General features: G+C 66.7%; 24 protein-coding genes. 15 read left to right on the forward strand and 9 right to left on the reverse strand.

Translation table 11 applies throughout. From position 1 onward, the window contains the following. Positions 1-4: 4 nt before the first annotated feature. Together can and M0765_RS05720 are read right to left on the reverse strand one after the other, a co-directional pair. Positions 5-784, reverse strand: coding sequence for a carbonate dehydratase (gene can, locus M0765_RS05715; protein ID WP_258502507.1), 780 nt, complete (start codon positions 782-784; stop codon positions 5-7). Positions 785-837: 53 nt separating this feature from the next. Beyond that, on the reverse strand, positions 838-1,236 hold the full coding sequence (locus M0765_RS05720) for a MerR family transcriptional regulator (RefSeq protein ID WP_157616072.1): 399 nt from the start codon (positions 1,234-1,236) through the stop codon (positions 838-840). A 122-nt stretch (positions 1,237-1,358) separates the two neighbouring features. Between M0765_RS05720 and M0765_RS05725 the strand changes: the two genes are divergently transcribed. From M0765_RS05725 to M0765_RS05740, 4 genes are all read left to right on the forward strand, one after another. After that, the gene (locus M0765_RS05725) at positions 1,359-2,429 is read left to right on the forward strand and encodes an MBL fold metallo-hydrolase (protein WP_258502508.1); all 1,071 of its coding nucleotides are present in this window, start codon (positions 1,359-1,361) and stop codon (positions 2,427-2,429) included. A gap of 17 nt (positions 2,430-2,446) precedes the next feature. Further along, positions 2,447-3,757, forward strand: coding sequence for a leucine-rich repeat-containing protein kinase family protein (locus M0765_RS05730; protein ID WP_258502510.1), 1,311 nt, complete (start codon positions 2,447-2,449; stop codon positions 3,755-3,757). After that, a complete protein-coding gene (locus M0765_RS05735) occupies positions 3,754-4,665 on the forward strand; it encodes a pseudouridine synthase (protein ID WP_258502512.1) in 912 nt (303 codons plus the stop codon). The genes M0765_RS05730 and M0765_RS05735 overlap by 4 nt, the downstream gene beginning before the upstream one ends. Before the next feature lie 67 nt (positions 4,666-4,732). Then, positions 4,733-5,488: an SDR family oxidoreductase gene (locus tag M0765_RS05740; protein WP_258502514.1), complete on the forward strand. Its 756-nt coding sequence runs from the start codon at positions 4,733-4,735 to the stop codon at positions 5,486-5,488. Positions 5,489-6,124: 636 nt separating this feature from the next. On the opposite strand, the gene M0765_RS05745 is transcribed toward M0765_RS05740, so the two are convergent. Genes M0765_RS05745 through glyQ form a run of 5 tightly spaced genes read right to left on the reverse strand, consistent with a single transcriptional unit; the run spans position 6,125 to position 11,578 of the window. Continuing rightward, on the reverse strand, positions 6,125-7,114 hold the full coding sequence (locus tag M0765_RS05745; RefSeq protein WP_446751540.1) for a M48 family metallopeptidase: 990 nt from the start codon (positions 7,112-7,114) through the stop codon (positions 6,125-6,127). Positions 7,115-7,131: 17 nt separating this feature from the next. After that, positions 7,132-7,902 (reverse strand): lysophospholipid acyltransferase family protein, encoded by a 771-nt coding sequence (locus M0765_RS05750; protein ID WP_258502516.1) that lies wholly within the window; start codon positions 7,900-7,902, stop codon positions 7,132-7,134. Continuing rightward, positions 7,902-8,480, reverse strand: coding sequence for a D-glycero-beta-D-manno-heptose 1,7-bisphosphate 7-phosphatase (gmhB, locus tag M0765_RS05755; RefSeq protein ID WP_126748264.1), 579 nt, complete (start codon positions 8,478-8,480; stop codon positions 7,902-7,904). The genes M0765_RS05750 and gmhB overlap by 1 nt, the downstream gene beginning before the upstream one ends. Positions 8,481-8,512: 32 nt before the next feature. Beyond that, a complete protein-coding gene (gene glyS, locus M0765_RS05760; protein ID WP_258502517.1) occupies positions 8,513-10,669 on the reverse strand; it encodes a glycine--tRNA ligase subunit beta in 2,157 nt (718 codons plus the stop codon). Between the two features lie 3 nt (positions 10,670-10,672). Further along, positions 10,673-11,578, reverse strand: a complete 906-nt coding sequence (gene glyQ / locus M0765_RS05765) for a glycine--tRNA ligase subunit alpha (RefSeq protein WP_055808465.1) — start codon at positions 11,576-11,578, stop codon at positions 10,673-10,675. Positions 11,579-11,866: 288 nt separating this feature from the next. Here glyQ and M0765_RS05770 point away from each other — a divergent pair, with 288 nt between their 5' ends. The 3 genes from M0765_RS05770 (at position 11,867) to M0765_RS05780 (ending at position 14,451) form a co-directional block, all read left to right on the forward strand. After that, entirely contained in the window at positions 11,867-12,799 is a 933-nt protein-coding gene (locus M0765_RS05770) for a diacylglycerol/lipid kinase family protein (RefSeq protein ID WP_274708878.1), read from the forward strand. Further along, positions 12,796-13,623, forward strand: coding sequence for a metallophosphoesterase family protein (locus tag M0765_RS05775; protein ID WP_258502521.1), 828 nt, complete (start codon positions 12,796-12,798; stop codon positions 13,621-13,623). Before M0765_RS05770 ends, M0765_RS05775 begins: the two co-directional genes overlap by 4 nt. A 93-nt stretch (positions 13,624-13,716) precedes the next feature. Further along, positions 13,717-14,451, forward strand: coding sequence for a phosphatase PAP2 family protein (locus tag M0765_RS05780; protein WP_258502522.1), 735 nt, complete (start codon positions 13,717-13,719; stop codon positions 14,449-14,451). Between the two features lie 6 nt (positions 14,452-14,457). Here the strand turns inward: M0765_RS05780 and M0765_RS05785 are convergent, their stop codons facing one another. Next, positions 14,458-15,528 (reverse strand): asparaginase, encoded by a 1,071-nt coding sequence (locus M0765_RS05785; RefSeq protein ID WP_258502523.1) that lies wholly within the window; start codon positions 15,526-15,528, stop codon positions 14,458-14,460. A gap of 193 nt (positions 15,529-15,721) precedes the next feature. Between M0765_RS05785 and M0765_RS05790 the strand changes: the two genes are divergently transcribed. After that, entirely contained in the window at positions 15,722-16,354 is a 633-nt protein-coding gene (locus M0765_RS05790) for a TetR/AcrR family transcriptional regulator (protein WP_258502524.1), read from the forward strand. Between the two features lie 27 nt (positions 16,355-16,381). Here the strand turns inward: M0765_RS05790 and M0765_RS05795 are convergent, their stop codons facing one another. Continuing rightward, the gene (locus tag M0765_RS05795) at positions 16,382-17,284 is read right to left on the reverse strand and encodes a LysR family transcriptional regulator (RefSeq protein ID WP_258508139.1); all 903 of its coding nucleotides are present in this window, start codon (positions 17,282-17,284) and stop codon (positions 16,382-16,384) included. A 149-nt stretch (positions 17,285-17,433) separates the two neighbouring features. Between M0765_RS05795 and M0765_RS05800 the strand changes: the two genes are divergently transcribed. From M0765_RS05800 to M0765_RS05830, 7 genes are all read left to right on the forward strand, one after another. After that, complete coding sequence (locus M0765_RS05800) at positions 17,434-18,657, forward strand: MFS transporter (RefSeq protein WP_258502525.1); 1,224 nt, start codon at positions 17,434-17,436, stop codon at positions 18,655-18,657. Between the two features lie 113 nt (positions 18,658-18,770). Next, positions 18,771-19,358, forward strand: coding sequence for an NAD(P)H-dependent oxidoreductase (locus tag M0765_RS05805; RefSeq protein ID WP_258502527.1), 588 nt, complete (start codon positions 18,771-18,773; stop codon positions 19,356-19,358). Next, positions 19,355-20,629: an amidohydrolase family protein gene (locus M0765_RS05810; protein ID WP_258502528.1), complete on the forward strand. Its 1,275-nt coding sequence runs from the start codon at positions 19,355-19,357 to the stop codon at positions 20,627-20,629. Before M0765_RS05805 ends, M0765_RS05810 begins: the two co-directional genes overlap by 4 nt. 16 nt (positions 20,630-20,645) lie before the next feature. Then, positions 20,646-21,509, forward strand: coding sequence for a creatininase family protein (locus tag M0765_RS05815; protein WP_258502529.1), 864 nt, complete (start codon positions 20,646-20,648; stop codon positions 21,507-21,509). A gap of 79 nt (positions 21,510-21,588) precedes the next feature. Continuing rightward, entirely contained in the window at positions 21,589-22,569 is a 981-nt protein-coding gene (locus tag M0765_RS05820) for an ABC transporter substrate-binding protein (protein WP_258502530.1), read from the forward strand. A 10-nt stretch (positions 22,570-22,579) separates the two neighbouring features. Then, on the forward strand, positions 22,580-23,410 hold the full coding sequence (locus M0765_RS05825) for an ABC transporter ATP-binding protein (protein WP_258502531.1): 831 nt from the start codon (positions 22,580-22,582) through the stop codon (positions 23,408-23,410). Continuing rightward, positions 23,407-24,213, forward strand: a complete 807-nt coding sequence (locus tag M0765_RS05830) for an ABC transporter permease (protein WP_258502532.1) — start codon at positions 23,407-23,409, stop codon at positions 24,211-24,213. Before M0765_RS05825 ends, M0765_RS05830 begins: the two co-directional genes overlap by 4 nt. The last annotated feature ends 10 nt before the right edge of the window (positions 24,214-24,223 follow it).

The raw sequence follows: 24,223 nt of genomic DNA on the forward strand, positions 1-24,223 counted from the left end.
GGGTTCAGCCGGTTTTCGTTTCGTCGCCTGCAGCGGCCTGGACGGCTTGTACGGCTGAAATGGCCGGAATGGCTTCAACGGCGATTCCGTCGGCGCCCGCCTGGCCGGACGGCGACGCGCCCAGCGGCTTGCTCCACTTGTAGCGAATGCGCTGAACCGCCGCCTTATACACCGCGTCCAGCGGCTTGGCGCCGTCGACGTTCAGGCCCAGGTCCTGCAGCAGGCCGTCGTGCACGCCGAAGGTCCAGCCGTGGATCTTGACCTTCTGGCCGCGTCCCCAGGCATCGACCATGACGGTGCTGACGGCCACGTTGACCACCTGCTCGGCCACGTTGAGCTCGCACAGCGCATCGACGCGCACGTCTTCGGGCAGGCTGTCGAGCATCACGGCGTGGCGGTCGCGCACGTCCTGGATGTGGCGGATCCAGTTGTCGGCCAGGCCGATACGCTTGCCGCTGAGCGCCGCCTTGACGCCCGCGCAGCCGTAATGGCCCACCACCATGATGTGCTCGACCTTCAGGTGCTCGACCGCGAATTGAATGGCCGAGAGCGCGTTCAGGTCGGAATGCACCACGATGTTGGCGACGTTGCGGTGCACGAACACCTCGCCGGGCTCGAGGCCGGTGATCTGGTTGGCGGGCACGCGGCTGTCGGAGCAGCCAATCCACATGTAGCGCGGCGTCTGCTGCTTCACCAGGCTGGTGAAGAAGCCGGGCCGGTCGCGTTCCATTTGTGCGGACCAGGCACGGTTGTGGGCAAAGAGGTCATCAAGATTGTCGGACATGGCGTGATTGTCGATGAGTCGTGATTCGGATGCGGTGTGTTTGATGTGCCCTGTCAGGCTGCCTTGGCCGACCGCTGGGCCTTGGCCAGTGCTGCGCGGCCTTTTTTCTCATGCTCGCGCACTTCGGCCAGGTTGGCCTGCAGTTCGGCAAGCTGCTCTTCCAGCTGGGCGCGGTGCGCGCCCAGCACGCCGAGAAACTTCTGCAGCTGCGCCACGGTGTCGCGCGGGCTGTCGTACATGTCGAGGATTTCCTTGGCCTCCGTCAGGCTCAGGCCCAGCCGCTTGGCGCGCAGCGTGAGCGTGAGCCGCGCCCGGTCGCGCGCGCTGTAGACGCGCTGCATGCCGGCCCGCTCCGGCGTCAGCAGCCCCATGTCTTCATAGAAGCGAATGGCGCGCGTCGTCAGGTCGAACTCCTTCGCGAGCTGGCTGATGGTGAAGGTTTGCGCGGACATGTATGTCTGGAATCGGTCGAAGAGCCGTCCGGAGGGGCGTTGCGGTGGCGACAGCAGGTTTGCCCCGGTCTCCCTACAATGGTGCCCCTAACCTATGACGTTTACGTAAACGTCAATCTTACATGAACCTCCTCGAACGCGAACTCCACTACCCACTGGGCGACACCCTGCCCGCGCCTGGCGAAGCACTGGAAGTCGCGCCGGGCGTGCGATGGATCCGCATGCGGCTGCCGTTTGCGCTCGACCACATCAACCTCTGGCTGCTGCGCGACAGCATCGACGGCGTCGAGGGCTGGACCGTGGTGGACTGCTGCATTGCCCACGACGAAGCCCGCGCGCAATGGGAGCAGGTGTTCGAAACGCAGCTGCAAGGCCTGTCGATCCTGCGCGTAATCGTCACGCACATGCACCCCGACCACATCGGCCTGGCCGACTGGCTGTGCAAGCGCTGGAGCGCGCCGCTGTGGATCAGCTCGACCGACTACCACGTGGCCCGCGTGCTGACCTCCGCCGGCGACACGCTGGCCGGCGGCGACCAGGCCGCCAGCTTCTTTGCGTCGCATGGCCTGACCGATCCGGAGGCAGTGGCCAAGATTCGCGCCCGCACCAACTACTACGCCAACATGGTGCCTTCGGTGCCCGAGCGCTTCACGCGCATGATGGACGGCGACACGGTCACCATCAACGGCCACGCCTGGCGCTGCATCAGCGGCTACGGCCACGCGCCCGAGCACATTGCGCTCTACTGCGACGAGCTGAAGCTCCTGCTGGGCGGCGACATGATGCTGCCGCGCATTTCCACCAACGTGAGCGTGCATTCGGGCGAGCCCGAAGCCAACTCGCTGCGGCTCTTCCTGGACAGCATCGACAAATTCAAGGCGCTGCCCGCCGACACGCTCGGGCTGCCTTCGCACGGCAAGCCGTTCACCGGCATTCACCGCCGCGTCGACCAGCTGCAGGAGCACCACCGCGACCGCCTGGCCGAATTGCTCGAAGCCTGCACGGCCCGCCCGCTGACTGCAGCCGAGGGCCTGCCCATTTTGTTCAAGCGCGAACTCGACCTGCACCAGATGACCTTTGCCATGGGCGAAACCGTGGCACACCTGCACCTGCTGTGGTTCTCGGGCCAGCTCAGGCGCGAACTGGGGCCGGACGGCATCTACCGCTTCGGAGCCCGCAGCGCCGCCGCGTAGGGATTTAGACTCGCCGGATGGACACGCTGGCTGAGCTGCGCGCCGGCCGGCTGGCTGGCGCCAAACGAATCGATCTCTCGTGCGGACTCACGGAGTTTCCGCGCGAGATTTATGACCTGGCGGATTCGCTCGAGGTATTGAACCTTTCGGGCAACGCGCTCGATACGTTGCCCGACGACCTGGACCGATTGCACCGCCTTCGCGTGCTGTTCTGCTCCGACAACCGCTTCACGCAACTGCCCGAATCCATCGGCCGGTGCCAGGGCCTGGAGATGGTCGGCTTCAAGGCCAACCGCATCCGCAATGTGCCCGCTGCGGCGCTGCAATTGCCTTCTTTGCGCTGGCTGATCCTGACGGACAACCTGGTCGAGACATTGCCCGAGGCGATTGGCCAGTGCACGGGAATGCAGAAGCTCATGCTCGCCGGAAATCAGTTGCGCGCGCTGCCGGAATCGCTGGCGGCCTGCAGCGAGCTAGAGATGCTGCGCACCTCCGCCAATCGCTTCGAGGTGCTGCCCGAGCTGGTGTTTTCGCTGCCGCGGCTTTCGTGGCTTGCAGGCGCGGGCAACCCTTACGATGCGCGAGCCGAAGACGCCGCCACTGCCGCGCACTCGGTGCCGCACGTCGACTGGCGCGACCTGGCGCTGGGTAAAAAGCTCGGCGAAGGGGCCTCGGGGGTGATCTACCAGGCGACGCTCGGCGCAGCATCGCAGCCCGTGGCGGTCAAGCTGTTCAAGGGGGCGGTGACGAGCGACGGCTGGCCGCACAGCGAAATGGCCGCGAGCATCGCGGCCGGCGCGCACCCGACATTGATTGCCGCGCAAAGCCGGATCGACGGCCATCCTGAAGGCATCGAAGGCCTGGTAATGGCGCTGGTGGACCCAACTTTTCGCACGCTGGCGGGCCCGCCGAGCCTGGCGTCGTGCACGCGCGACGTCTATGCGGCCGATGCGCAATGGCCTTCCGGCGTGGCGTTGCGCATTGCACGCGACATCGCTTCCGCCATGCAGCATCTGCATGCGCGCGGCATCTTGCATGGCGACCTCTATGCGCACAACATCCTGTGGAGTGCGCAGGGCGGCGGGCTGCTCGGCGACTTTGGTGCGGCGTGGATGACGGGCGCGCTCGACCCGGTGCAGATCGAAGCCTTGCAACGGCTGGAGATGCGCGCTTTCGGCTGCCTGCTGGAAGAGCTGCTCAGCCGCTGCAGCGATGCGCCGCCAGACGCCATGGCTGCGTTGAAGGACCGCTGCATGCAACCCGACATTGCCGCACGGCCGTCGTTTGCCGAGGCGTTGTCGCTGCTCCAGGGCGAGCTCTCGCAATGACAGGGCCACGCTTGCCGCTGCCCACGCGCGACGGGGTCGGCCCAAGCTGCGTCGGCCTGCCGCGAGGCCCCTGGCCCACCATCGTCGATTTTTTGATCGAACGCTTTCCGGCGATCTCGCGCGAGGCCTGGATGGCGCGCATCGAGGCCGGTGACGTGATCGACGAGCACGGGGCGCCCGTGACCGCGCAGCGCCGATACCAGGCACCGCTGCGCGTGTACTACTACCGCACGCTCGACGCCGAGGTGCGCATTCCGTTCGACGAGCAGGTGCTGTTCCAGGACGACCAGCTCGTGGTGGTCGACAAGCCGCCCTTCCTGCCCGTAACGCCCACCGGCAAGTACCTGCAGGAAAGCCTGCTGGTAAGGCTCAAGCGCAAGCTGAAGCTCGACGACCTGGTGCCGCTGCACCGCATCGACCGCAGTACGGCGGGGCTGGTGCTCTTTTCGGTACGCCCCGAAACGCGCGGCGCCTACCAGGCCATGTTTCCCGAACGGCGCATCGCCAAGCACTACGAGGCAGTGGTGCCATGGCAGCCGGGCGTGTCGTCGGTGCCCGGTATTTACCGCAGCCGGCTGGTCGACGACGAACATTTCATGCGCGTGAAGGAAGAAGCTGGCGAGCCCAATTCGGAAACGCGCATCGCCGTGCAGCAGGCGGCCGATGGCTACGCCCTGCTGGAGCTCTCGCCGGTGACCGGCCGCAAGCACCAACTGCGGGTGCACTGCATGGCGCTGGGCATGCCGATCGTCAACGACCCGATCTACCCCACCCTGCTGCCGCCCGACAGCGACGACTTCGACAAGCCCTTGCAGCTGCTGGCCAAGTCGGTGGCATTTCAAGACCCCGTGAGCGGCGAGCTGCGCACTTTCACGAGCCCCCGGAGCCTTTCGCTGCCGCCAAGGTGACGCACCGCGCGCAGGCGGCGCACTAAGCTCGTTTTCTGAAATCTTTCATTCAGGAGACACCTGCACCATGGACACCACCCAACTCTTCTCGCTGAAGGGCCGCAGCGCCTTGATCACCGGCGGCTCGCGCGGCATCGGCCGCATGATCGCCGAGGGCTTCCTGGCCCAGGGCGCGCGCGTGTACATCTCGGCGCGCAAGGCCGCGGCCTGCAACCAGACCGCCAAGGAGCTTTCGGCGTTCGGCCCGTGCGTGTCCTTGCCGGCCGACGTGTCGACACTGGAAGGCGCGCAGGCGCTGGTCGATGCGTATGCCAAGCATGAAGACTCGCTCGACATCCTGGTCAACAACGCCGGTGCGGCATGGGGCGCGCCGTACGACGAGTTTCCCGAGAGCGGCTGGGACAAGGTGGTGGACCTGAACCTGAAGACGCCCTTCTTCTTGACCAAGGCACTGACGCCGATGCTCAAGAAGGCAGCGACCGATCACTTGGCGAAGGTGATCAACATTGCGTCCATCGACGGCATTTCGGTGAACCCGCAGGAGACGTATTCGTATGCGGCGAGCAAGGCCGGGCTGATTCAGCTGACGCGGCGGATGGCGCTGAGGCTCGCGCAAGAACGGATTGTGGTGAGTGCCATTGCGCCGGGGGCGTTTGCTTCGGACATGAACAAGCTGGCGCGTGATCATGGGGATGAGGTGAAGGAGCGGATTCCTGCGGGGCGGATTGGGGTGCCGGAGGATATGGCTGGGGCGGCTATTTATTTGGCCTCTCGGGCGGGGGACTATGTGATGGGGTCTACGTTGGTGGTGGATGGGGGGTGACGCACGCGCGTTGAGTCTTTTGCTTCTTTGGTTTTTTGAGTTCCGAGGCCGGGTCTCGCCCCGGCGGGCGACTCACTTTCTTTGCTTCGCCAAAGAAAGTAAGCAAAGAAAGGCGACCCCTACTGTCTGCGTCCCCTGCGCTTCGCTGCGGGGAGACCTGCGGTGCTCGACTCCGGCGGGGGTCCGCAGAACTCGCTTCGCTCAAACAGCTGCGGCCCTGATCCCGCCTCCATCTGCGCTCCTCGGCGCATACAGAAGGGGCGGGGGCGGGCGACCTTCGCTTCGCTCGGCCCCAATACCAACAGCCGAAACCCACAGCCAATACAAACATCCAACTCATCCTAACCACGGCGGCGCGCAGCGCCGCAGTGGCTTGGCCGAGCGAAGCAAAGGCCCGGGTGGGTTGCCCTCCCCTCTGTATGCGCCGAGGAGCGGAGGGTTTCGCGGATCAGGGCTCGCAGCTGTTTGAGCGAAGCGAGTTCTGCGAGACCCCGCGAAACACGAGCACCGCAGGTTGCCCGCAGCGAAGCGGAGGGTCGCAGACAGTGGGGTCGCCTTTTCTTTGCTTACTTTCTTTTGGCGAAGCAAAGAAAGTGAGTCCGCCGCCGGGCGGAATCCCGGCCTCGGAACTCAAAATCAACCCCACCGAGGCACAGCCTCATCCTTCAACTGCTGCCGCAGCAACCCATAGTCCGGCACCACACTCTCCACCGTCTCCCAGAACCGATGCGAGTGATCCATCACCCGCAAATGCGCCAGCTCATGCGCCACCACATAGTCGATCACCGGCAGGCGAAAGTGAATCAACCGCCAGTTCAGCCGAATCGATCCATCCACACTCGCACTGCCCCACCGGGTGGCGGCATTCGACAACGACAGCTTCTGCCACCGCACTCCAAGCCGCGGCGCAAAGTGATCGAGCCTTTCGATGAACAGCCGCCGCGCCTGCCGCATGAGCCAGGCCTGGGCGGCATCGCGGATCTGCGAGGGCTCGGCGTTTTGCGCCACGGCCAGGCGCAAGATGCGAGGCCCGGTGCCGTCGCCGCCTGTCTCATCGAGCGTGCCACCGACGCTTGCAAAGCCGTGCTTGGGGTCGAGGCGAATCACGACCGGTTCGCCCATGAAAGGAAACTCCGCGCCGTCTCTCCACTCGATGCGCGTGGCCTCGACGCGTGCGTGGCGTTGCCGCGTTTCGAGCAGCTTGCGAATGATCCAGTCGGCCTTTTCCTGGATGGCGGCGTCCACGTCGCGCAGCGTGACCCAGCGCGGCGCACGCACCGATAAACCTTCGGGGCCGACCACGAAGCCGATGGTCTTGCGCTTGCCGCGCTTGAACTCATAGGCGACGCGCGCCGAACCCAGCACCGTTTCGCGCGTGGCCTGCGGATGCACGAAGCTCGCGAGCGTCAGCGTATCGCGCAGCGGAATGGCGGGCAAAGCGGCGGGGCCGGCGTTGTCTTGCTGCTGGGCATCGGCCACAGAAGGCGAGGCAGCCAACGGCGTGGCCACCGGCGGCGCGGCCTTCTTCTTCACTTTTCGCGGCTTGCGCTCGGGCGGCGTGGCCGGCGCAAGCTCGTTGCCCAGCCCTTCGAACAGATCCATCGTGAACTGAAGCAGTCCCCGCATTTCGGGCTTTCTCTTCTTCAGTGCACTTCTGGCGCCGCCTGCAGCGGCGGGCTGTCGCGATAAGCCTCTGGGTCGAGCCGGCGCATTTCCGATTCGATCCAGGCTTCGACCTCGCGCATCAGTTCATCGGGCTTGCGGCCGACACTGGGAATGGCAGGGCCGATCGACACGTCGACCACGCCGGGGCGCTTGATGAAGGCCTTGCGCGGCCACACCTTGGCCGACGTAACGGCAACGGGAATCACCGGCACGCCGGTTTCGCATGCGAGCCGCGTGCCGCCGCTCTTGTAGGTGCCCTTCTGGCCGCGCGGAATGCGGGTGCCCTCGGGAAACATGATGATCCAGATGCCCTGCGCAAGCAGCTTGCGGCCCTGGTTCACGACCTTGTTGAACGCCTGCGCGCGCTGGCTGCGGTCGATATGAATCATGTCGAGCCGAGCCATGGCCCAGCCGAAGAAGGGCACGTAGATCAGCTCTTTCTTGAACACGAATGCCAGCGGATGCGGCATCAGCGTAGGCATGAGGAATGTCTCGAAGGTCGATTGGTGCTTGACCAGCAGGATCGCGCCGGCGAGCTTGTCGGTCGGCAGGTTCTCCATGCCGGTGACGCGGGTCTTGATGCCCAGCAGCACGCGCGCGCCGCCGATGGCCCAGCTGAGCCACTGCACCGCCATCCAGTAGAGCGGTATGCCGCGCTTCCAGAGCGAACTGACGCACATGATGATGCCCCAGGGCACCACGGTGACGAGCATCCACAGTGCATGGACAACGGAACGAAGAAACGCCATCAGACAGCCACCTGCAGTGCGGCCTGCGCTTCGCGCGCAAGCAAAAAGTCGACAAAGGCGGCGAGGTTCTCGTGAACCATGGTGTTCGCCGGGTATTCGGGGGGCAGCGGGTCGACGCCGATGCAGGCGGCCCCCATGCCTGTGAGCAAAAGGTGCGGCTCGCAGCCCGCGGCGGCGCCCGCCTGCAGGTCGCGCAGGCTGTCGCCCGCAGTTGGCACGCCCTGCAGATCGATGCCGTAGCGGTCGCCGATCTGCAGGAACAGGCCCGGCTTGGGCTTGCGGCAGTCGCAGTCCTCGTCGGGGCTGTGCGGGCAATAGAACACCGCATCGACCTTGCCGCCCACGGCCGCGAGCATCTTGTGCATCTTGGCGTGCATGGCGTTGAGCGACGCCATGTCGAACAGGCCGCGGCCCAGGCCCGACTGGTTGGACGCGATCACCACGTGCCAGCCCGCATGGTTGAGCTTGGCCACCGCTTCGAGCGCACCGGGCAGCGGTGTCCACTCGATGTCGCTCTTGACGAAGTCTTCGCGGTGCACGTTGATCGTGCCGTTGCGGTCGAGGATGACGAGTTTCATGGCGTTGGCAAAAAAGCCCGTGCTGCTTCGCTTCAGACTGCCAACCGTTCGAGTTGCGCCACGCGGTTCATCGCAGCGTGCAACGACATCAGCAAGCCCAGCCGGTTGAGGCGCAGGTCGGCCTGCTCGGCATTGACCATCACGCCGTCGAAGAAGGCATCGACCGGCTCGCGCAGCGCAGCCAGGGTCTGCAACGACGCGGTGTAGTCGCCGGCATCGAACTGCGCATTGGCCGCGGGTACGACCTCAGCCATGGCGGCGTGCAGCGCCTTCTCGGCGGGCTCCTGCAGCAGAAGTTCGCTGACGTGCGCGTCGGCCTCGGGCGCCTTCTTGAGGATGTTGCCTATGCGCTTGTTGGCAGCTGCCAGCGCGGCGGCGGCGGGCAAGGCGGCAAAGGCGCGCACTGCCGCCAGCAGCTTGGGCACTTCGCCCAGGCGCTGCGGTCGCGGCGCCAGCACGGCGTCGACCTCTTGCGCACTGGCGCCCTGCTCGCGCAGGCTGCCGGCCAGGCGGTCGAGAATGAAGTCCTGCAGCTCGACCGTGGCCTTGCCGCTGTCGAAGCCGTCGATGTCCTTGAACTGCGCGGCGGCGTCCTGCAGCAGCGCGTCGAGCCCCAGCGGCAGGTCTTTCTCGATCAGCATGCGGATCACGCCGAGCGCATGGCGGCGCAGCGCGAATGGATCGCGGTCGCCGGTGGGCAGGTTGCCGATGCCGAACATGCCGACCAGCGTCTCGAGCTTGTCGGCCAGCGCAACCACCAGGCCGACGGTGTTGCGCGGCAGTTCGTCGCCCGCAAAGCGCGGCTTGTAATGGTCTTCGATGGCATCGGCCACTTCGGCGGACAAGCCGTCGTGCAGGGCGTAGTAGCGGCCCATGGTGCCCTGCAGCTCGGGGAACTCGCCGACCATGTCGGTCACGAGATCGGCCTTGGCAAGCTGCGCCGCTTGCACCGCGTGCGCGGTGAGCGTGGCATCCGCGGGTTTCCCTGGCTGCCCCAGTTGCGCCGCAATGCCGCGCGCAATACGCATCACGCGCTGCACGCGCTCGCCCTGCGTGCCCAGCTTGTTGTGATAGACCACCTTGCCGAGCGATTCGACGCGCGAGGCCAGCGATTTCTTGCGGTCCTGGTCGAAGAAGAACTTGGCGTCGGCCAGGCGCGGGCGCACCACGCGCTCGTTGCCGCCGACCACCGCGCTCGCGTCCTCGGGGCTGATGTTGCTGACGACGAGGAACTTGTTGGTGAGTTTGTTCGATGCGTCGAGCAGCGGAAAGTACTTCTGGTTGGCCTTCATCGTGAGGATGAGGCACTCCTGCGGCACTTCGAGAAAATCGCGCTCGAAGCTGCACACCAGCACATTGGGGCGCTCGACCAGCGCCGTGACTTCATCGAGCAGCGCATCGTCATGAATAGGCACCGTGCCGCCGCCCACCCGCACGGCCGCGGCCGCAAGCTGGCGCGCAATTTCGGTGCGTCGGGCTTCGAAGCTCGCGATGACCGCGCCGTCGTCCTGCATCTGCAGCGCGTAGCTGTTGGCATCGCGCAGCACCACAGGGTCGACCGCCGCCTCGAAGCGGTGGCCATGGGTCTCGCGGCCGGCATGCAGGCCCAGCGCCTCGACGGGCACCACGGCGTCGCCGTGCAGCGCCACCAAGCCATGGGCCGGGCGCACGAAGCTCACGCTGCTCCAGCCGGGCAGCTCGCAGCCGCTTTCGAGCTGGTAGCTCATTACCTTGGGGATCGGCAGCTTGGCGATGGATTCGGCCAGCGCCTTCTGCAGGCCTTCGGTCAGCGTCGCGCCCTTGGCGGTGCTTTCGTAGAAGAGGGCTTCGGCCTTGCCGTCCATCGCACGCTTCAGGCCGGGCACGGCCGAGGCATCGGCGCCAAGGGCGGCCAGCCGCTTGAGCAGCGCGGGCGTGGGCTGGCCCGCGGCATCGAGCCCCACGGCCACGGGCATGAGCTTTTGCGACGCGGCCTTGTCGGCGGCGCGCTCGGCCACGTGCGTGAGGTGCGCAGCCAGGCGGCGCGGCGAGGCGTAGGCGGTGAGCACCGAGGCGGGCTCGGCGAGCCCCTGGGCCACGAGCTGGTCGCGCAGGCCGTTGGCGAAGGCATCGCCGAGTTTCTTCAACGCCTTGGGAGGCAGCTCTTCAACGAAGAGTTCGACCAACAGATTCTTTTGCACGCTCGTCATCGCTCAAGCCGCTTTCTTCGTGATTTGTGCAACCCACTCGCGCGGCGCCATCGGGAAACCGAGCCGCTCGCGGCTCTCGTAGTAGCTCTGCGCCACACTGCGCGCGAGGTTGCGGATGCGGCCGATGTAGGCCGCGCGCTCCGTTACGCTGATGGCGCCGCGCGCGTCGAGCAGGTTAAAGCTGTGCGCGGCCTTGAGCACCTGCTCGTAGGCCGGCAGCGCGAGCTGCTCCGTCATGAGGTGCTTGGCCTGCTTTTCGTGCGCGTTGAAGGCGGTGAACAGAAACTCGGCATCGCTGTGCTCGAAGTTGTAGGTCGATTGCTCGACCTCGTTCTGCTTGTACACGTCGCCGTAGCTCAGGCCTTCGGTCCACGTGAGGTTGTAGACGTTGTCCACGCCCTGCAGGTACATGGCCAGGCGCTCCAGGCCGTAGGTGATTTCGCCGGTGATGGGCTTGCAATCGATGCCGCCCACCTGCTGGAAGTAGGTGAACTGCGTCACCTCCATGCCGTTGAGCCACACCTCCCAGCCCAGGCCCCAGGCGCCGAGCGTGGGGTTCTCCCAGTCGTCTTCCACAAAGCGGATGTCGTTCTTCTTCAGGTCGAAACCCAGGGCTTCGAGGCTGCCGAGGTAGAGCTCGAGGATGTTGCTGGGCGCCGGCTTGAGCACCACCTGGTACTGGTAGTAGTGCTGCAGGCGGTTGGGGTTCTCGCCGTAGCGGCCGTCCTTGGGGCGGCGGCTGGGCTGCACGTAGGCGGCCTTCCAGGGTTCGGGGCCGAGGGCCCGCAGGAAGGTGGCGGTGTGCGAGGTGCCCGCGCCCACTTCCATGTCGTACGGTTGCAGCAGCGCGCAGCCCTTGTCGGCCCAGTACGACTGCAGTTTGAGAATGATTTGCTGGAAGGTCAACATGAAGCTGGCCGGCGCAGGCCGGACATTTGGACGGTAGCGCGGCAATGCGCCGCGAAAGCGCACGATTTTACGGTCGGAGGGCAACTCTCCCACAGCAAGCCGGGATGGCGGCTGCCGGCGCGGCGCCCCGGGCCGTGCGACAAAGGCGGGCCGGTTGCATGCAATCGCCTTTTCCAAGTCTTTTTCCGACCTTTTTTCCCGCGCCTTCGGCATTGCAACGTTCGGCCGGGCACTCCTTTCCCCTGCTCCCATCGACATGCTGCCGCCCCAAATCGGTCCGAATTCCCCCTGTTCATCGTTCTCAACGCCGGCTCGGGCAACGCGGACACCGCCGAGACCCGCCGGATCATCGAGGAAGGCTGCGCCGCGGCTGGCCGCAAGCACCGCATCTTTCTTGTGGATGAGCGCACCACTGTGCAGGCGCTCGCGCGCGAGGCGGTGGAGCGGGCCCGCGCTGTCGGCGGCGTGGTGGTGGCCGCGGGCGGCGACGGCACCATCAACACCGTGGCGCAGGCCACGCTCGGCAGCGGGCTGGCCTTTGGCGTGCTGCCGCAGGGCACCTTCAATTATTTCAGCCGCGCCCATGGCATTCCGGGCGATACGGCCGAGGCGCTGCAGGTGCTGCTGACCGCGCAGCCGAAACCCGCGCAGGTGGGGCTGGTGAACGACCGCGTGTTCCTTGTCAACGCCAGCATGGGGCTGTACGCCGAGCTGCTGGAAGAGCGCGAAAGCTACAAGGCGCGCTACGGCCGCAGCCGCTGGATCGCTTTTTTTGCCGGGCTTCTGACCGTGATGCGCGGCCACCGGCTCTGGAACCTGCGCATGGCCTGGCGCGGACAGGAGCGCGACATTCGCACGCCGACGCTTTTTGTCGGCAACAACCCCTTGCAGCTGCTGCAGGTCGGCATCGAGCACGCCGACGCCCCCGAAAACGGGCAGCTGGCGGCCGTGGTGCTGAAGCCGACCGGCGTGCTGGCGATGCCCGGGCTGCTGGTGCGCGGCGCGCTGGGCCGCCTTGGGAGCGCAGACGAGGTGCTGAGTTTTCCGTTCGAGTCGATGACGGTGAAGACCGGCCGGCTGCATTCGCCCCGCCGCGTGAAAGTGGCCACCGACGGCGAGATTGCCTGGACCGAGATGCCGCTGCTGTTTAGGGTGTCGCCCGAGCCGCTGTGGCTGGTGCGGCCCGATTCCGCGCCCGAGCTGGAGGCCGCCAAGCAATGAACAGCTGCCTGCTTCAGATTTCAGACACGCATTTCGGCACCGAGCAGCCCGAGGTGATGGAGGCGCTCGAGCGGCTTGCGCACTCCCTGTCGCCGCAGGCGGTGGTGCTCTCCGGCGACATTACCCAGCGGGCCACGCGCGCGCAGTTTGCGGCGGCCCGCGCCTTTATCGACCGGCTCGCGCCGCCGGCGTTGGTAGCCATTCCCGGCAACCACGACATTCCGCTGTTTCACCTGGCGGCGCGGCTGTTCTCGCCTTATGAAAGGTACACCGAAGCCTTCGGCACCGACCTGGAGCCGGTGTTCGAATCCGCCGAATGGCTGGTGGTTGCGGTCAACACCACGCGCTGGTACCGGCACGAGGACGGCGAGGTTTCGCCCGCACAGGTCGAACGGGTCGAAGCCCGGCTGGCTGCGGCATTGCCTTCGCAATTGCGCGTGGTGGTGACGCACCAGCCGGTGATGGTCACGCGCCAGGAAGACATGCACAACCGGCTGCACGGCCGCGAAACGGCCGTGGCCCGCTGGTGCGCCGCCGGCGCCGACCTGATCCTGGGCGGCCACATTCACCTGCCCTTTGTGCGCTCGCTGCACGACGCCTATGCGGGTTGCCCGCGCACGACGTGGGCGGTGCAGGCCGGCACGGCCGTGTCGTCGCGCGTGCGTGCGGGGCATCCCAATTCGGTGAACGTGCTGCGCATGGAAAACATTGGTGGTACCCGCGTTTGCCAAGTCGAGCGGTGGGACCATTCGGCGGTTCACAAGGCCTTTGTGTGCGGCAAAGTATTGCGGCTTCGGCTTGCCAGCGGCGCGGTGCTCCCTTAGGGTGCCCCGCATGCCAATGGAAGCTACTGCCCTCGTTCTTCTCGCCCGCCAGTTGGGCGAACATGCCCTGCCTGGTTCCTGTGTGTTTTCGCGGTGTCGGTGCTGGGCACCGGCATCGCCTGCCAGCTTCTTCAGCGCCGCCGTGCCAGGATTTCGTCGAGCGACGAGCCTGACGAACCGCGCGTGGCTGTCGGGCTGGCATTGGGTTTTGTGCTGATTCTCGCGGCGGCGAGCCTGGTGGCCTACATCGCATCGATGCTGGGCGATGGGCGCTTGCTGGGCCTGGCCGACCAGGCGCTGGCCGACGCGATCGGCGAGCATGTGCCGTGGGCGGCCCTCGTGATTTTCAGCTGGCTCACGCACCTGGGCGACGCCGAACTGCTGGCGCCGGTGTGCGTGGTGCTGGCCTTGGTGCTGTGGCGCAACGCGCACCGCGGGCTTGCGCTGGGCTGGGTGATGGCGCTCGGCGGCATCGTGCTGCTGAACCCCGCGCTCAAGCGCATCTTCGCGCGGGCACGGCCGCTGCACGACCATGGGCTGGCGCTGGAGACGAGCTTCAGCTTTCCGAGCGGCCACAGCGCGGGCGCGATCGTGAGCTACGGCATGCTGATGTATTTGGCGCTGCGCCTGCTGCCGGCGCGCTGGCACGTGCCGGCGGCCATGGCCGCCGCCGCAGCCATCGTCACCATTGCGTGCAGCCGCGTCTTTCTGCAGGTGCATTTTGCAAGCGACGTGGTGGCCGGCCTGCTGACCGGCCTGGCCTGGCTGCTCGTATGCGTGAGCAGCCTCGAATACGCGCGGCACCGCAAGCGGCGTGCCGCGCGCTGAACGGGATCAATACTCCCAGAAGATGCGCTGCAGTTCTTTCGTGTCGCTGGTCTTGGTAAGGGCCACCATCGCCAGGATGCGGGCCTTCTGCGGGCGCAGGTCGTGCGCCACCACCCAGTCGTACTTGTCGTCGGGCTGCTCGGCATTGCGGATCACGAAGCCGTCGGCCACGCGCGAGCTGCGGATGATGATGGCGCCGTCGGTGCGTGCTTTCTGCAGGTTGGGCACGATGCGGTTGGCCACCGAGCCGTTGCCCGTGCCGCCGTGGACGATCGCCTTCACGCCGCTCTTGGCGAACGCGTCGATGGCGATGGAAGAAACACCCTCGTAGCCCATCGCAATCTCGACCGCCGGCAGCGTGTTGATGCTGTCGATGTCGAACTCCGAGTTCATGGTGTGGCGCTTGACGGGTGCACGGAACCAGTAGTTCTTGCCCTCGACCACCATGCCCAGCGGGCCCCACTGGCTGGAGAAGGCGCTGGTCTTGATGTTGACGTTCTTGCTCACGTCGCGACCGCTGTCGATGTTGTCGTTCATCGTCACCAGCACGCCCTTGCCCGCGGCATCCTTGCTGCCTGTCACGCTCACTGCGTCATACAGGTTGAGCGCGCCGTCGGCCGAGAGCGCCGTGCCCGGACGCATCGAGCCGACCACGACAATCGGCTTGTTGGTGCGCACGGTGAGCGTGAGGAAATAAGCGGTTTCTTCCAACGTGTCGGTGCCATGGGTGATGACGATGCCGTCCACGTCGGCCTGCTTGGACAGTGCCGAAACGCGCTTGGCGAGCGTCAGCAGGTTGTCGTTGGTCAGGCTCTCGGAAGCGACCTGGAACACCTGCTCGCCGCGCACATTGGCGATTTTCGAGAGTTCGGGCAGGCCGGCAATCAGCTTGTCGACGCCGACCTTGGCGGCCGCGTAGGTGGCGCTGTTCACCGCCGAGGCGCCGGCCCCCGCAATGGTGCCGCCGGTGGCCAGGATCACCACATTGGGCAATGCCTGCTGGGCTTGCGCGAGCGCGCTGGCCGCAAGCAACGCGGCGCCGGCCGCGAAGGCCCTGAAACGAGGGGAAAGGTACATGAAAGAACTCCTTTGTCTTGAATGAATTTCTGGAAGCGGCGAGAAGATACATGAACCGTGCCCGCATGCTCTTCGCTTCCATGCCGGCATGGCATGCGGCCATGCGCCAAGGATTACCATCGCCGGGCGCACCGCGCAAACACATGCCAATGAACGCCGATCCCGCCGCCCTTCCCCGACCACCGCCCAGGAAATGCCCGCCCCCGACGGCCCGCTGTCGCGCGCGCGGCCGGGGCGCGAGCGCATCATGGCGGCCATCCGCACCGCGGCCGTGACCGAGTTCAGCCTGCATGGGCTCAAGGGCACATCCACCCAGGCCATTGCCGCGCGCGCCGGCCTGACCAAGCCCCAGCTGCACTACTACATCGCCGGCAAGGAAGAGCTCTACGAAGAGCTGCTGATGCAGGTGCTGCATGCGTGGAAGGTGGTGTTCTCGTTCGAGGACGCAAGCGACCCGGCCACGGTGCTGGGCGACTACATCCGCAAGAAGCTCGACCACGCCTTCGACAACCCCGAGATCTCGCGCATCTTCACGCGCGAGGTGCTGGACGGCGGCCGCAACCTCGACCGCTATTGGCCCAATGCCCGGGCGTGGACGCAGAAGAAGGTCGACGTGATCAACGGCTGGATTGCGCGCGGACAGATGCGCCCGCTCGACGCGCGCCTGCTGCTGATGCACATCTGGGCCATGACCCAGAGCTATGCCGACTACGCGATACAGACGCGCGTGATGCTCGGCCTGCCGCCTGACGCGCCGATCGACCGCGAGCCGATTGCGCGCGAGCTGGTGGCCTTTGTGCTGGGCGGCTGCGGCATCAAGGCCTAGCGTTTGCTGCGCCGCCAACGGCGCCGCTCACGACGCGCCGGCTTCCCAGGCGCGGCCTGTCGGGTCGGCCAGCGCGAGCCGCATCATCTCGATGAACCGGCGCAGCCGCGCCGGCTGGAAGCGTGCATGCGGATAGATCAGGTAAACGGGTAGCGCCGCCACGTGCCACTGCGGCACAAGCTGCACCATGCGCCCCGTGGCGATGTCGTCTTTCAAGAGCCAGGCCGAGCCCATGCAGGCTCCCAAGCCCATGCGCGCCGCGCTTTGCAGCGCATAGAGGCTGTCGGTGCTCATGCGCGGCCGGATGGGCACGTGCGCAACTTCGCCGGACGGACTGTGGGTGAGCACCACCTCGTTGCGATAGAAGGTGCGCAGCGCGAGCCACGGCAGTTCGGCCAGTTGCGATGCATGCGTGGGCGGCGTGCGTCCAGCCAGCACCGAGGGGGCGGCAACCACTACGCGCGGCACCTCCGAAAGCTTGATGGCCACCGCCATGGTGTCGGTTACTTCGCCCACCTGGATGGCGCAATCGACGCCTTCGGCGATGAAGTCGGGCCGGCGGTCGTTCAGCAGCCATTCGACTGAAACCCGCGGGTATGCGCGAAGGTAGTCGGCCAGGGGCCCCACCAGCAGCAGTTGCCCCAGCGCATGCGGCGCCACCACGCGCAGCGTGCCTTCGGGCTCGTCGCCCACCCCGCGAAGGTCCGCCTCGAAGGCGTGCCAGTCGGCGATCAGCTCCCTCGCTCGCTCGTAGCAGCGCTCACCGTCTTCCGTGAGCTTCATGGCGTGGGTGGAACGGCGCAGCAGCCGCACACCCAGCGAGCGCTCCAGCGTCTGCAGCCGCCGGCTCACCGTGGGCTGAGTGGCGCCCATCTGCTGGGCGGCGGCCGAGAGGCTGCCGGCCTCGACGATGTGAATGAAGGTCTGCATCAGCTCGATGCGGTCGGCGGCGGGGGAGAGGTCGACATGGGTTGTCTTTATGCGTTCGGCGTATAGACATTGTGCGATCTGCAGGGCTACCAAGTCACGTCTCAGAGGCGCACATTTCAACCCTCGCTCAGTATTCAAGGGTTAACGCCATGTCTTCCATTCAACAAACGCATGCACCGGCAGCCGCTGCTCCGGCGGCACGCGACCTGCCGGCCTCGCTGGTGCTGCTGCTCGCCACGGGCGCCGGGCTGTCCGTGGCCTCGCTCTACTACGCCCAGCCGATGCTCGGCGTGCTGGGCGCGGACATTGGCGCCTCCGCGCGGTCGGTGGGCTTCATTCCCACGCTCACTCAGCTTGGCTACGCGCTGGGCATCCTGCTGCTGGCACCGCTGGGCGACCGCTACGACCGGCGCCGCATCGTGCTGGCCAAGGCGGCCGCGCTGTGCGCCGCGCTGCTGGTGGCCGGGGCCGCGCCGTCGATCGGCATGCTGCTCGCGGCCAGCCTGGCCATCGGCCTCGCGGCGACGATGGCACAAGACATCGTTCCCGCCGCCGCCACGCTGGCGCCCGAAGCCTCGCGCGGGAAGACCGTGGGCACGGTGATGACGGGGCTGCTGCTCGGCATTCTGCTGTCGCGCGTGGTCAGCGGCTTCGTGGCCGAGCACTTCGGTTGGCGCGCGATGTTCATCGCGGCTGCGGCCAGCATCGCGCTCATCGGTGCGGCCGCGTGGCGCGGGCTGCCGCGCTTCCGGCCCACCACGCACCTGGCCTATGGTGCGCTGCTCGGATCGCTGGGCACGCTGTGGTCGCGCCACGGCGCCCTGCGCCGCGCTGCGCTGGCACAAGCACTGCTGGCAGTGGGCTTCAGCGCCTTCTGGTCGACCCTGGCGGTCATGCTGCACGGCGAGCCGTTCCACCTGGGCAGCGCGGCGGCGGGTGCCTTCGGCCTGGCTGGCGCCGCGGGCGCTCTGGCGGCGCCGCTGGCCGGACGGCTGGCCGACCGCCGCGGCCCGGAACTGGTGACGCGGCTCGGCGCGGGGCTGGTGGTGGTGTCGTTCGCGGCCATGGGACTCGCGCCGCTGCTGCCGCCGCATGCGCAACTCTGGCTGCTGGCGCTTGCCGCAATCGGCTTCGACCTGGGCATGCAGGCGGCGCTGATTGCGCACCAGACCATCGTCTACGGCATCGAGCCCGGTGCGCGCAGCCGGCTCAACGCGGTGCTGTTCACCAGCATGTTCATCGGCATGGCGGCCGGCTCGGCGCTGGGTGCGCTGGCGCTCGCGCAGTGGGGCTGGACGGGTGTGACCTGGCTGGCGACCGGCACGGCCGCGGCGGGGCTGGGCGTGCGGCTCTGGCGGGGGAAGGCGGCGTAACCGCCAACCTCTGAGCCGCGGGACAAGGCTCCCGCCTCCCCACTCCGGTGCATCCGGATTGGCACGCCGCTTGCATAACCTGACCACTTGCTCTGATTAAGCGGTCAAACACCATGCGCGTGCTCGTCGTCTACTGCCACCCGGTCGAAACCAGCTTCCATGCGGCCCTGCACCAGGAGGTGCTGAAGAACCTGCGCGCGGCCGGGCACGAGGTAGACGACTGCGACCTGTACGCGGAAGGCTTCAACCCGGTGCTTTCTCGCGAGGAGCGGCTCGGCTACCACGATGTGCCGGGCAACCAGCTGCCACTCAAGCCCTATGTGGAGCGCCTGCAGTGGGCCGAGGGCATCGTTTTCTGCTTTCCGACCTGGTGCTTCGGCCTGCCGGCGATGCTGAAGGGCTACTTCGACCGGCTCTTCATGCCCGGCGTGGCCTTCGACATCAGCGACCCGGCCAACGTGAAGCCGATGCTCACGCACATCAAGCGCATCAGTGCCGTGGTCACCTATGGCCGCCCGCGCTGGATGGCCTGGTACATGGGCGATCCGCCGCGCAAGATCGTCACGCGCTACATGCTGCGGCTCACGGGCCGGCGCGCCAAGGTGGACTACCACGCCCACTATCACATGAACGTGGCGACCGAGCCCCAGCTCAAGCGCTTCATGGCGCGGGTGGGCACCGCAATGGCGCGCTTCGCATGATGGCGCCCGCTTTTCTCGACAACGCGCGCCTGCCTCGCTGGCTGCTGCCGGCCGGCTGGCCGCTGCGCGATGGCGTGCCGGTGCTGGCCCGCATTGAACTCGAAGCCGGGCGCGTGCAGTCGGTGCGGCCCGCCTCCGATGGCATCCCGCCTTCCCCGCAGGGTTGGGACCTTGCCGGGACGCTGGTGCTCCCCGGCTTCGTCGATGCGCACACGCACCTCGACAAGGCGTTCACGCTGCCACGCATGAAAGAGGTGCAGCCCGGCCTGCTCGGCGCCATCGACGCGATGCTGAACGACCGCGTGCACTGGAGCGCCAATGACGTGCGCGAACGCGCCTCTCGCGGCCTGCAGTGGGCCTGGCAATGCGGCACCACGCATGTGCGCACGCATGTCGACTGGTGGGAGCCCGATGCGGTGCCGCTGGCCTGGCCGGTGATGGCCGAACTGGCGCAGGAATGGGCAGGCAAGGTGCGGCTGCAGCAGGTCAGCCTGATCAAGCTGCCGCTGTTCGAAGATGCGGCACAGGCGATGCGGCTCGCGCAGCAGGTAAAGGCCACCGGGCCGCAGGCGGTGCTCGGCGGCTTCTTGCACTCCACCAACTGGAGCGAGAACGCGCTGCGCAACCTGCTGGTTTCGGCGCAGGCCTGCGACCTGGACGTCGACCTTCATGTCGACGAAGAACTGAATCCGGCAGCGATCGGCTTGCAGACCATCGCCCGCATCCTGCACGAGATCGGCTTTGAGGGCCGCGTGGTCTGCGGCCATATCTGTGCGCTGGCCGCGCAGCCGGAGGCCCAGGCCTTTGCCACGCTCGACGCGGTGGCGCGTGCGCCCATCACCGTGGTGTCGCTGCCCGCCACCAACCTGCTGCTGCAGGACGCCGTCACGGGCCGCACGCCGCGCATGCGCGGCATCACGCTGGTGAAGGAGGCGCGCGAGCGCGGCATTCCGCTGCTGTTTGCAAGCGACAACGTGCAAGACCCGTTCTGCCGGCTCGGCAGCTTCGACCCGGTCGAGGCACTGGGCACCGCCGCGCTGGTGGCGCAGCTCGACGAACCTTTCGACAACTGGTCGCAGGCGCTCTGCCGCGGCGACTGGCTCCAGCGCGGGCCTGCCACGTCGGCACAGACGCTCGTCGGCGCCAAGGCCGACCTGGTGCTGTTCACCCAGGCCGACCGCCACGGCTGGCCCTCGCGCAGCGCGACCCGCGTGGTGCTGCGCGAGGGCCAGGTTACGCAAGGCGACGCGACGCCCTTCTATCCCCGCTAACGAACAAGGACCTCCCATGCTCCACGGCTACATACCGCCCCATCGCTTTTTGCCCTACCTGAGCTGGACAGAAATCGCCGCACTGCCCGACCGCGAGAACACGGTCATCGTGCTGCCCTGCGGCGCCATCGAGCAGCATGGCCCGCACCTGCCCTGCTCGGTCGACAGCGTGATCGCCTCGGGCGTGATGGGCAAGGCGCTCGAGAAGCTGCCGCCCGAAGTGCGCGCCTTCGCGCTCCCGACCATCACCTATGGCAAGTCGGAAGAGCACCTGCACTTTCCGGGCACCATGACGCTGACCGGCACCACACTCTTGTCCACCGTCATCGAGATTGGCGAATCGGTCTACCGCGCGGGCTTTCGCAAGCTGTTGTTCGCCAACGGCCATGGCGGCCAGCCGCAGGTGCTGGAGATGGCTGCGCGTGAACTGCGCCTGCGGCACGGCGACTTCGTGGTGGTGCCGCACGGCGTGTCGCGCCTGCCGAACGCATCGAGCAAGCAGATCAGCGAGCAGGAAAAGCGCCTCTCTATGCATGCCGGCCATTCCGAGACCGCGCTGATGCTCGCACTGGCGCCCGACACGGTGCACATGGAGCGCGCGGCTGCCAACTTTCCGCCGCCGTTCCCGATCAAGCTGCTGTCGGCCGACGGCCGGCCGGCCTGCGCATGGACCGCGCGCGACTTCGGCCCGAGCGGCGTGATCGGCGACCCGACCAGTGCGACGCGTGAGCAGGGCGAAGAGATCCTGGACACGCTCTCGGACAGCTGGGTGCAGGCGCTGACCGAGCTGCATGCGCTGCGCTGGCTTGTGCGCGAAGAGCCGACGTGGGAGCGCGGCCACCAGCAGGGCTTCATCCAGCAATCGTTCGAGCCCGCCTGAGGCGCGCTACTTGCATCGGGCCCACCGGTTTTTCCTTCTTCTTCAACTGTTCTTCCACCAGCCTCGAGAGGTTCCCACCATGCGTTCCTTCGCTCTTTCCATGGCCGGCGCCGCCGCGCTCGCACTGTTCTCCGCCGCCGCGCCGGCGCAGGACAAGTTCACCTACATGACCAACTGGTACGCACAAGCCGAGCACGGCGGCTTCTACCAGGCGGTGGCACAGGGCATCTACAAGAAACACGGTCTCGACGTGACCATCAAGATGGGCGGCCCCCAGGTCAACATCACGCAGATGATGGCCGCGGGCCAGGCCGACTGCATCATGGGCTCGAGCGACATCCAGATGATGCAGGTGCGCGAAGGCGGCGTGCCGGTCGTCAACGTGGCGGCCTTCTTCCAGAAAGACCCGCAGGTGCTGATTGCGCACGACGACGTCAAGAAGTTCGAGGACCTGAAGGGCAAGACGCTTCTGATCGGCGCGCAAGCCAACCGCGGCTATTGGCCCTGGCTGAAGGCGAAGTTCGGCCTGACCGACGAACAGACGCGCCCCTACACGTTCAACATCCAGCCGTTTGTGGCCGACAAGAACACCGCGCAGCAGGGCTACCTGACCTCGGAGCCCTACGCGATCCAGAAGGCCGGCGTGAAGAGCACGGTGCTGATGTTCAGCGACCACGGCTTTCCGGCGTACGCCACCACGGTGTCGTGCATGGAAAAGACCGTGAAGGACCGCAGCAAGCAGGTGGCGGCCTTCGTGAAAGCCTCGGCCGAGGGCTGGAAGAGCTACCTCGCCGACCCGGCGCCCGCCAACGCGCTGATCAAGAAGGACAACCCCAACATGACCGACGACCAGCTGGCCTACAGCGTCGCCAAGCTCAAGGAGATGGGCATGATCACCGGCGGCGACGCGGCCAAGCTCGGCATCGGCGTGATCACCGACGCGCGTTCCAAGGCGAGCTACGACTTTCTCGTGAGCGCCAAGCTGATCGACCCGGCCAAGGTGGAACTCGCGAAGACCTACACCACCGAGTTCGTGAAGGACGCGAAGGTACTGCCTTGAGTCTTGCGCCATGAACCGCATCGAACCCCACACCCTTGCGCCGCCCGCGGTGCCTGCCGTGCCCGCGGTGGAAGTTCTCTCGGCCGAGAAGACTTATCCCAACGGCACGCAGGCGTTGCTGCCGGTGGATCTGTCGATTGCCGAAGGCGAATTCGTCACGCTGCTGGGGCCTTCGGGCTGCGGCAAGAGCACGCTGCTGAAAATGATCGCGGGCATGCTCGAGCCCAGCGACGGGCGCCTGCTCGTCTGGCGCAAGCCGGTGGCTGAGATCCACAGCTGCCCGCACAAGCTGTCTTTCGTGTTCCAGTCGGCCACGCTGATGCCTTGGGCCAGCGTGCGCACCAACGTGCGGCTGCCGCTCGACCTGGCCGGCGTTCCGCGCAAGGAGGCCGACGCGCGCGTGATGGAGTCGCTTGCGCTGGTGGGGCTCGAGAAGTTTGCCGATGCATTGCCGCGTGCGCTCTCGGGCGGCATGCAGATGCGCGTTTCGATTGCACGCGGCCTCGTGACGCAGCCTGACCTGCTGCTGATGGACGAGCCCTTCGGCGCGCTCGACGAGATCACGCGCCACAAGCTCGATGCCGACCTGCTCGACCTGTGGCGCAAGAAGAAGCTCACGGTGATCTTCGTGACGCATTCGATTCACGAGGCGGTGTTTCTCTCGACCCGCGTCGTGATGATGGCTGCGCGGCCGGGCCGGGTGGTGGAGCAGTTCCACATCGACGAGCCCTATCCGCGCACGCCCGACTTCATGGTGACGCCGGAATTCGCGCGCCATGCCAAGCGCCTGCAGGACAGCCTGCTGCGCGCGAGCCAGGGCGACGAGGAGCATGCGCAATGAAGAAGAGCCCACCCCTTCTGAGCCAACCGCGTGTGCAGCGCGTGCTCTACCCCGTGCTCATCGGCGTGGTGCTGGTCGCGCTGTGGCAATGGATGGTGGTGGCGATGGAGCTGCCGCCGTACCTGGTGCCCTCGCCCATCCTGATGGTGCAGACGCTCGTTACCGACTGGGCGCCGCTCGGCAATGCACTGCTGGTCACGCTCAAGATCACGTTGCTGTCGTTCGCGCTGGCCACGGTGGCGGGCGTGCTGATCTCGTTTCTCTTCGTGCAGAGCAAGCGCATCGAGACCGCGCTCTTTCCGTATGCAGTGCTGCTGCAGGTGACGCCCATCGTGGCGGTGGCGCCGCTCATCATCATCTGGGTGAAGAACCCGGTGGCGGCGATGACGGTGTGCGCCGCGCTGGTGGCGCTGTTCCCGATCATCAGCAACACGACGCTCGGGTTGCGCAGCATCGACCCCGACCTGCAGAGCTACTTCAAGCTCAACCGAGCCACACGTTGGCAGCAGCTGGTGCGGCTGCGCATTCCGAGCGCGCTGCCCTACTTTTTCGGCGGGCTGCGCATCTCGAGCGGGCTGGCGCTGATCGGTGCCGTGGTGGCCGAGTTCGTGGCCGGCACGGGCGGCTCGGGCGCGGGGCTGGCGTACCAGATTCTCCAGGCCGGCTTTCAGTTGAACATTCCGCGCATGTTCGCGGCCCTGCTGCTCATTTCGCTGACCGGCGTTGCGCTGTTCGTGCTGATGGCCTGGCTCACCAAGCTGGCGCTGGGCTCGTGGCACGCGAGTGAACTTTCCCAGGATTGAAACCTTGACC

The sequence above is a fragment of the Variovorax sp. S12S4 genome (genome assembly GCF_023195515.1).
Lineage (GTDB): Bacteria > Pseudomonadota > Gammaproteobacteria > Burkholderiales > Burkholderiaceae_C > Variovorax.

Coding starts and splice junctions, on each gene's coding strand:
- M0765_RS05785 (WP_258502523.1), bottom strand. CDS start 15,528: ATGTACCTTTCCCCTCGTTTCAGGGCCTTCGCGGCCGGCGCCGCGTTG.
- M0765_RS05750 (WP_258502516.1), bottom strand. CDS start 7,902: ATGGCGTTTCTTCGTTCCGTTGTCCATGCACTGTGGATGCTCGTCACC.
- M0765_RS05735 (WP_258502512.1), top strand. CDS start 3,754: ATGACAGGGCCACGCTTGCCGCTGCCCACGCGCGACGGGGTCGGCCCA.
- M0765_RS05775 (WP_258502521.1), top strand. CDS start 12,796: ATGAACAGCTGCCTGCTTCAGATTTCAGACACGCATTTCGGCACCGAG.
- M0765_RS05795 (WP_258508139.1), bottom strand. CDS start 17,284: ATGCAGACCTTCATTCACATCGTCGAGGCCGGCAGCCTCTCGGCCGCC.
- M0765_RS05730 (WP_258502510.1), top strand. CDS start 2,447: ATGGACACGCTGGCTGAGCTGCGCGCCGGCCGGCTGGCTGGCGCCAAA.
- M0765_RS05800 (WP_258502525.1), top strand. CDS start 17,434: ATGTCTTCCATTCAACAAACGCATGCACCGGCAGCCGCTGCTCCGGCG.
- M0765_RS05820 (WP_258502530.1), top strand. CDS start 21,589: ATGCGTTCCTTCGCTCTTTCCATGGCCGGCGCCGCCGCGCTCGCACTG.
- M0765_RS05825 (WP_258502531.1), top strand. CDS start 22,580: ATGAACCGCATCGAACCCCACACCCTTGCGCCGCCCGCGGTGCCTGCC.
- M0765_RS05720 (WP_157616072.1), bottom strand. CDS start 1,236: ATGTCCGCGCAAACCTTCACCATCAGCCAGCTCGCGAAGGAGTTCGAC.
- glyQ (WP_055808465.1), bottom strand. CDS start 11,578: ATGTTGACCTTCCAGCAAATCATTCTCAAACTGCAGTCGTACTGGGCC.
- M0765_RS05790 (WP_258502524.1), top strand. CDS start 15,722: ATGCCCGCCCCCGACGGCCCGCTGTCGCGCGCGCGGCCGGGGCGCGAG.
- M0765_RS05830 (WP_258502532.1), top strand. CDS start 23,407: ATGAAGAAGAGCCCACCCCTTCTGAGCCAACCGCGTGTGCAGCGCGTG.
- can (WP_258502507.1), bottom strand. CDS start 784: ATGTCCGACAATCTTGATGACCTCTTTGCCCACAACCGTGCCTGGTCC.
- M0765_RS05740 (WP_258502514.1), top strand. CDS start 4,733: ATGGACACCACCCAACTCTTCTCGCTGAAGGGCCGCAGCGCCTTGATC.
- gmhB (WP_126748264.1), bottom strand. CDS start 8,480: ATGAAACTCGTCATCCTCGACCGCAACGGCACGATCAACGTGCACCGC.
- M0765_RS05810 (WP_258502528.1), top strand. CDS start 19,355: ATGATGGCGCCCGCTTTTCTCGACAACGCGCGCCTGCCTCGCTGGCTG.
- M0765_RS05815 (WP_258502529.1), top strand. CDS start 20,646: ATGCTCCACGGCTACATACCGCCCCATCGCTTTTTGCCCTACCTGAGC.
- M0765_RS05805 (WP_258502527.1), top strand. CDS start 18,771: ATGCGCGTGCTCGTCGTCTACTGCCACCCGGTCGAAACCAGCTTCCAT.
- glyS (WP_258502517.1), bottom strand. CDS start 10,669: ATGACGAGCGTGCAAAAGAATCTGTTGGTCGAACTCTTCGTTGAAGAG.
- M0765_RS05725 (WP_258502508.1), top strand. CDS start 1,359: ATGAACCTCCTCGAACGCGAACTCCACTACCCACTGGGCGACACCCTG.
- M0765_RS05745 (WP_446751540.1), bottom strand. CDS start 7,114: ATGCGGGGACTGCTTCAGTTCACGATGGATCTGTTCGAAGGGCTGGGC.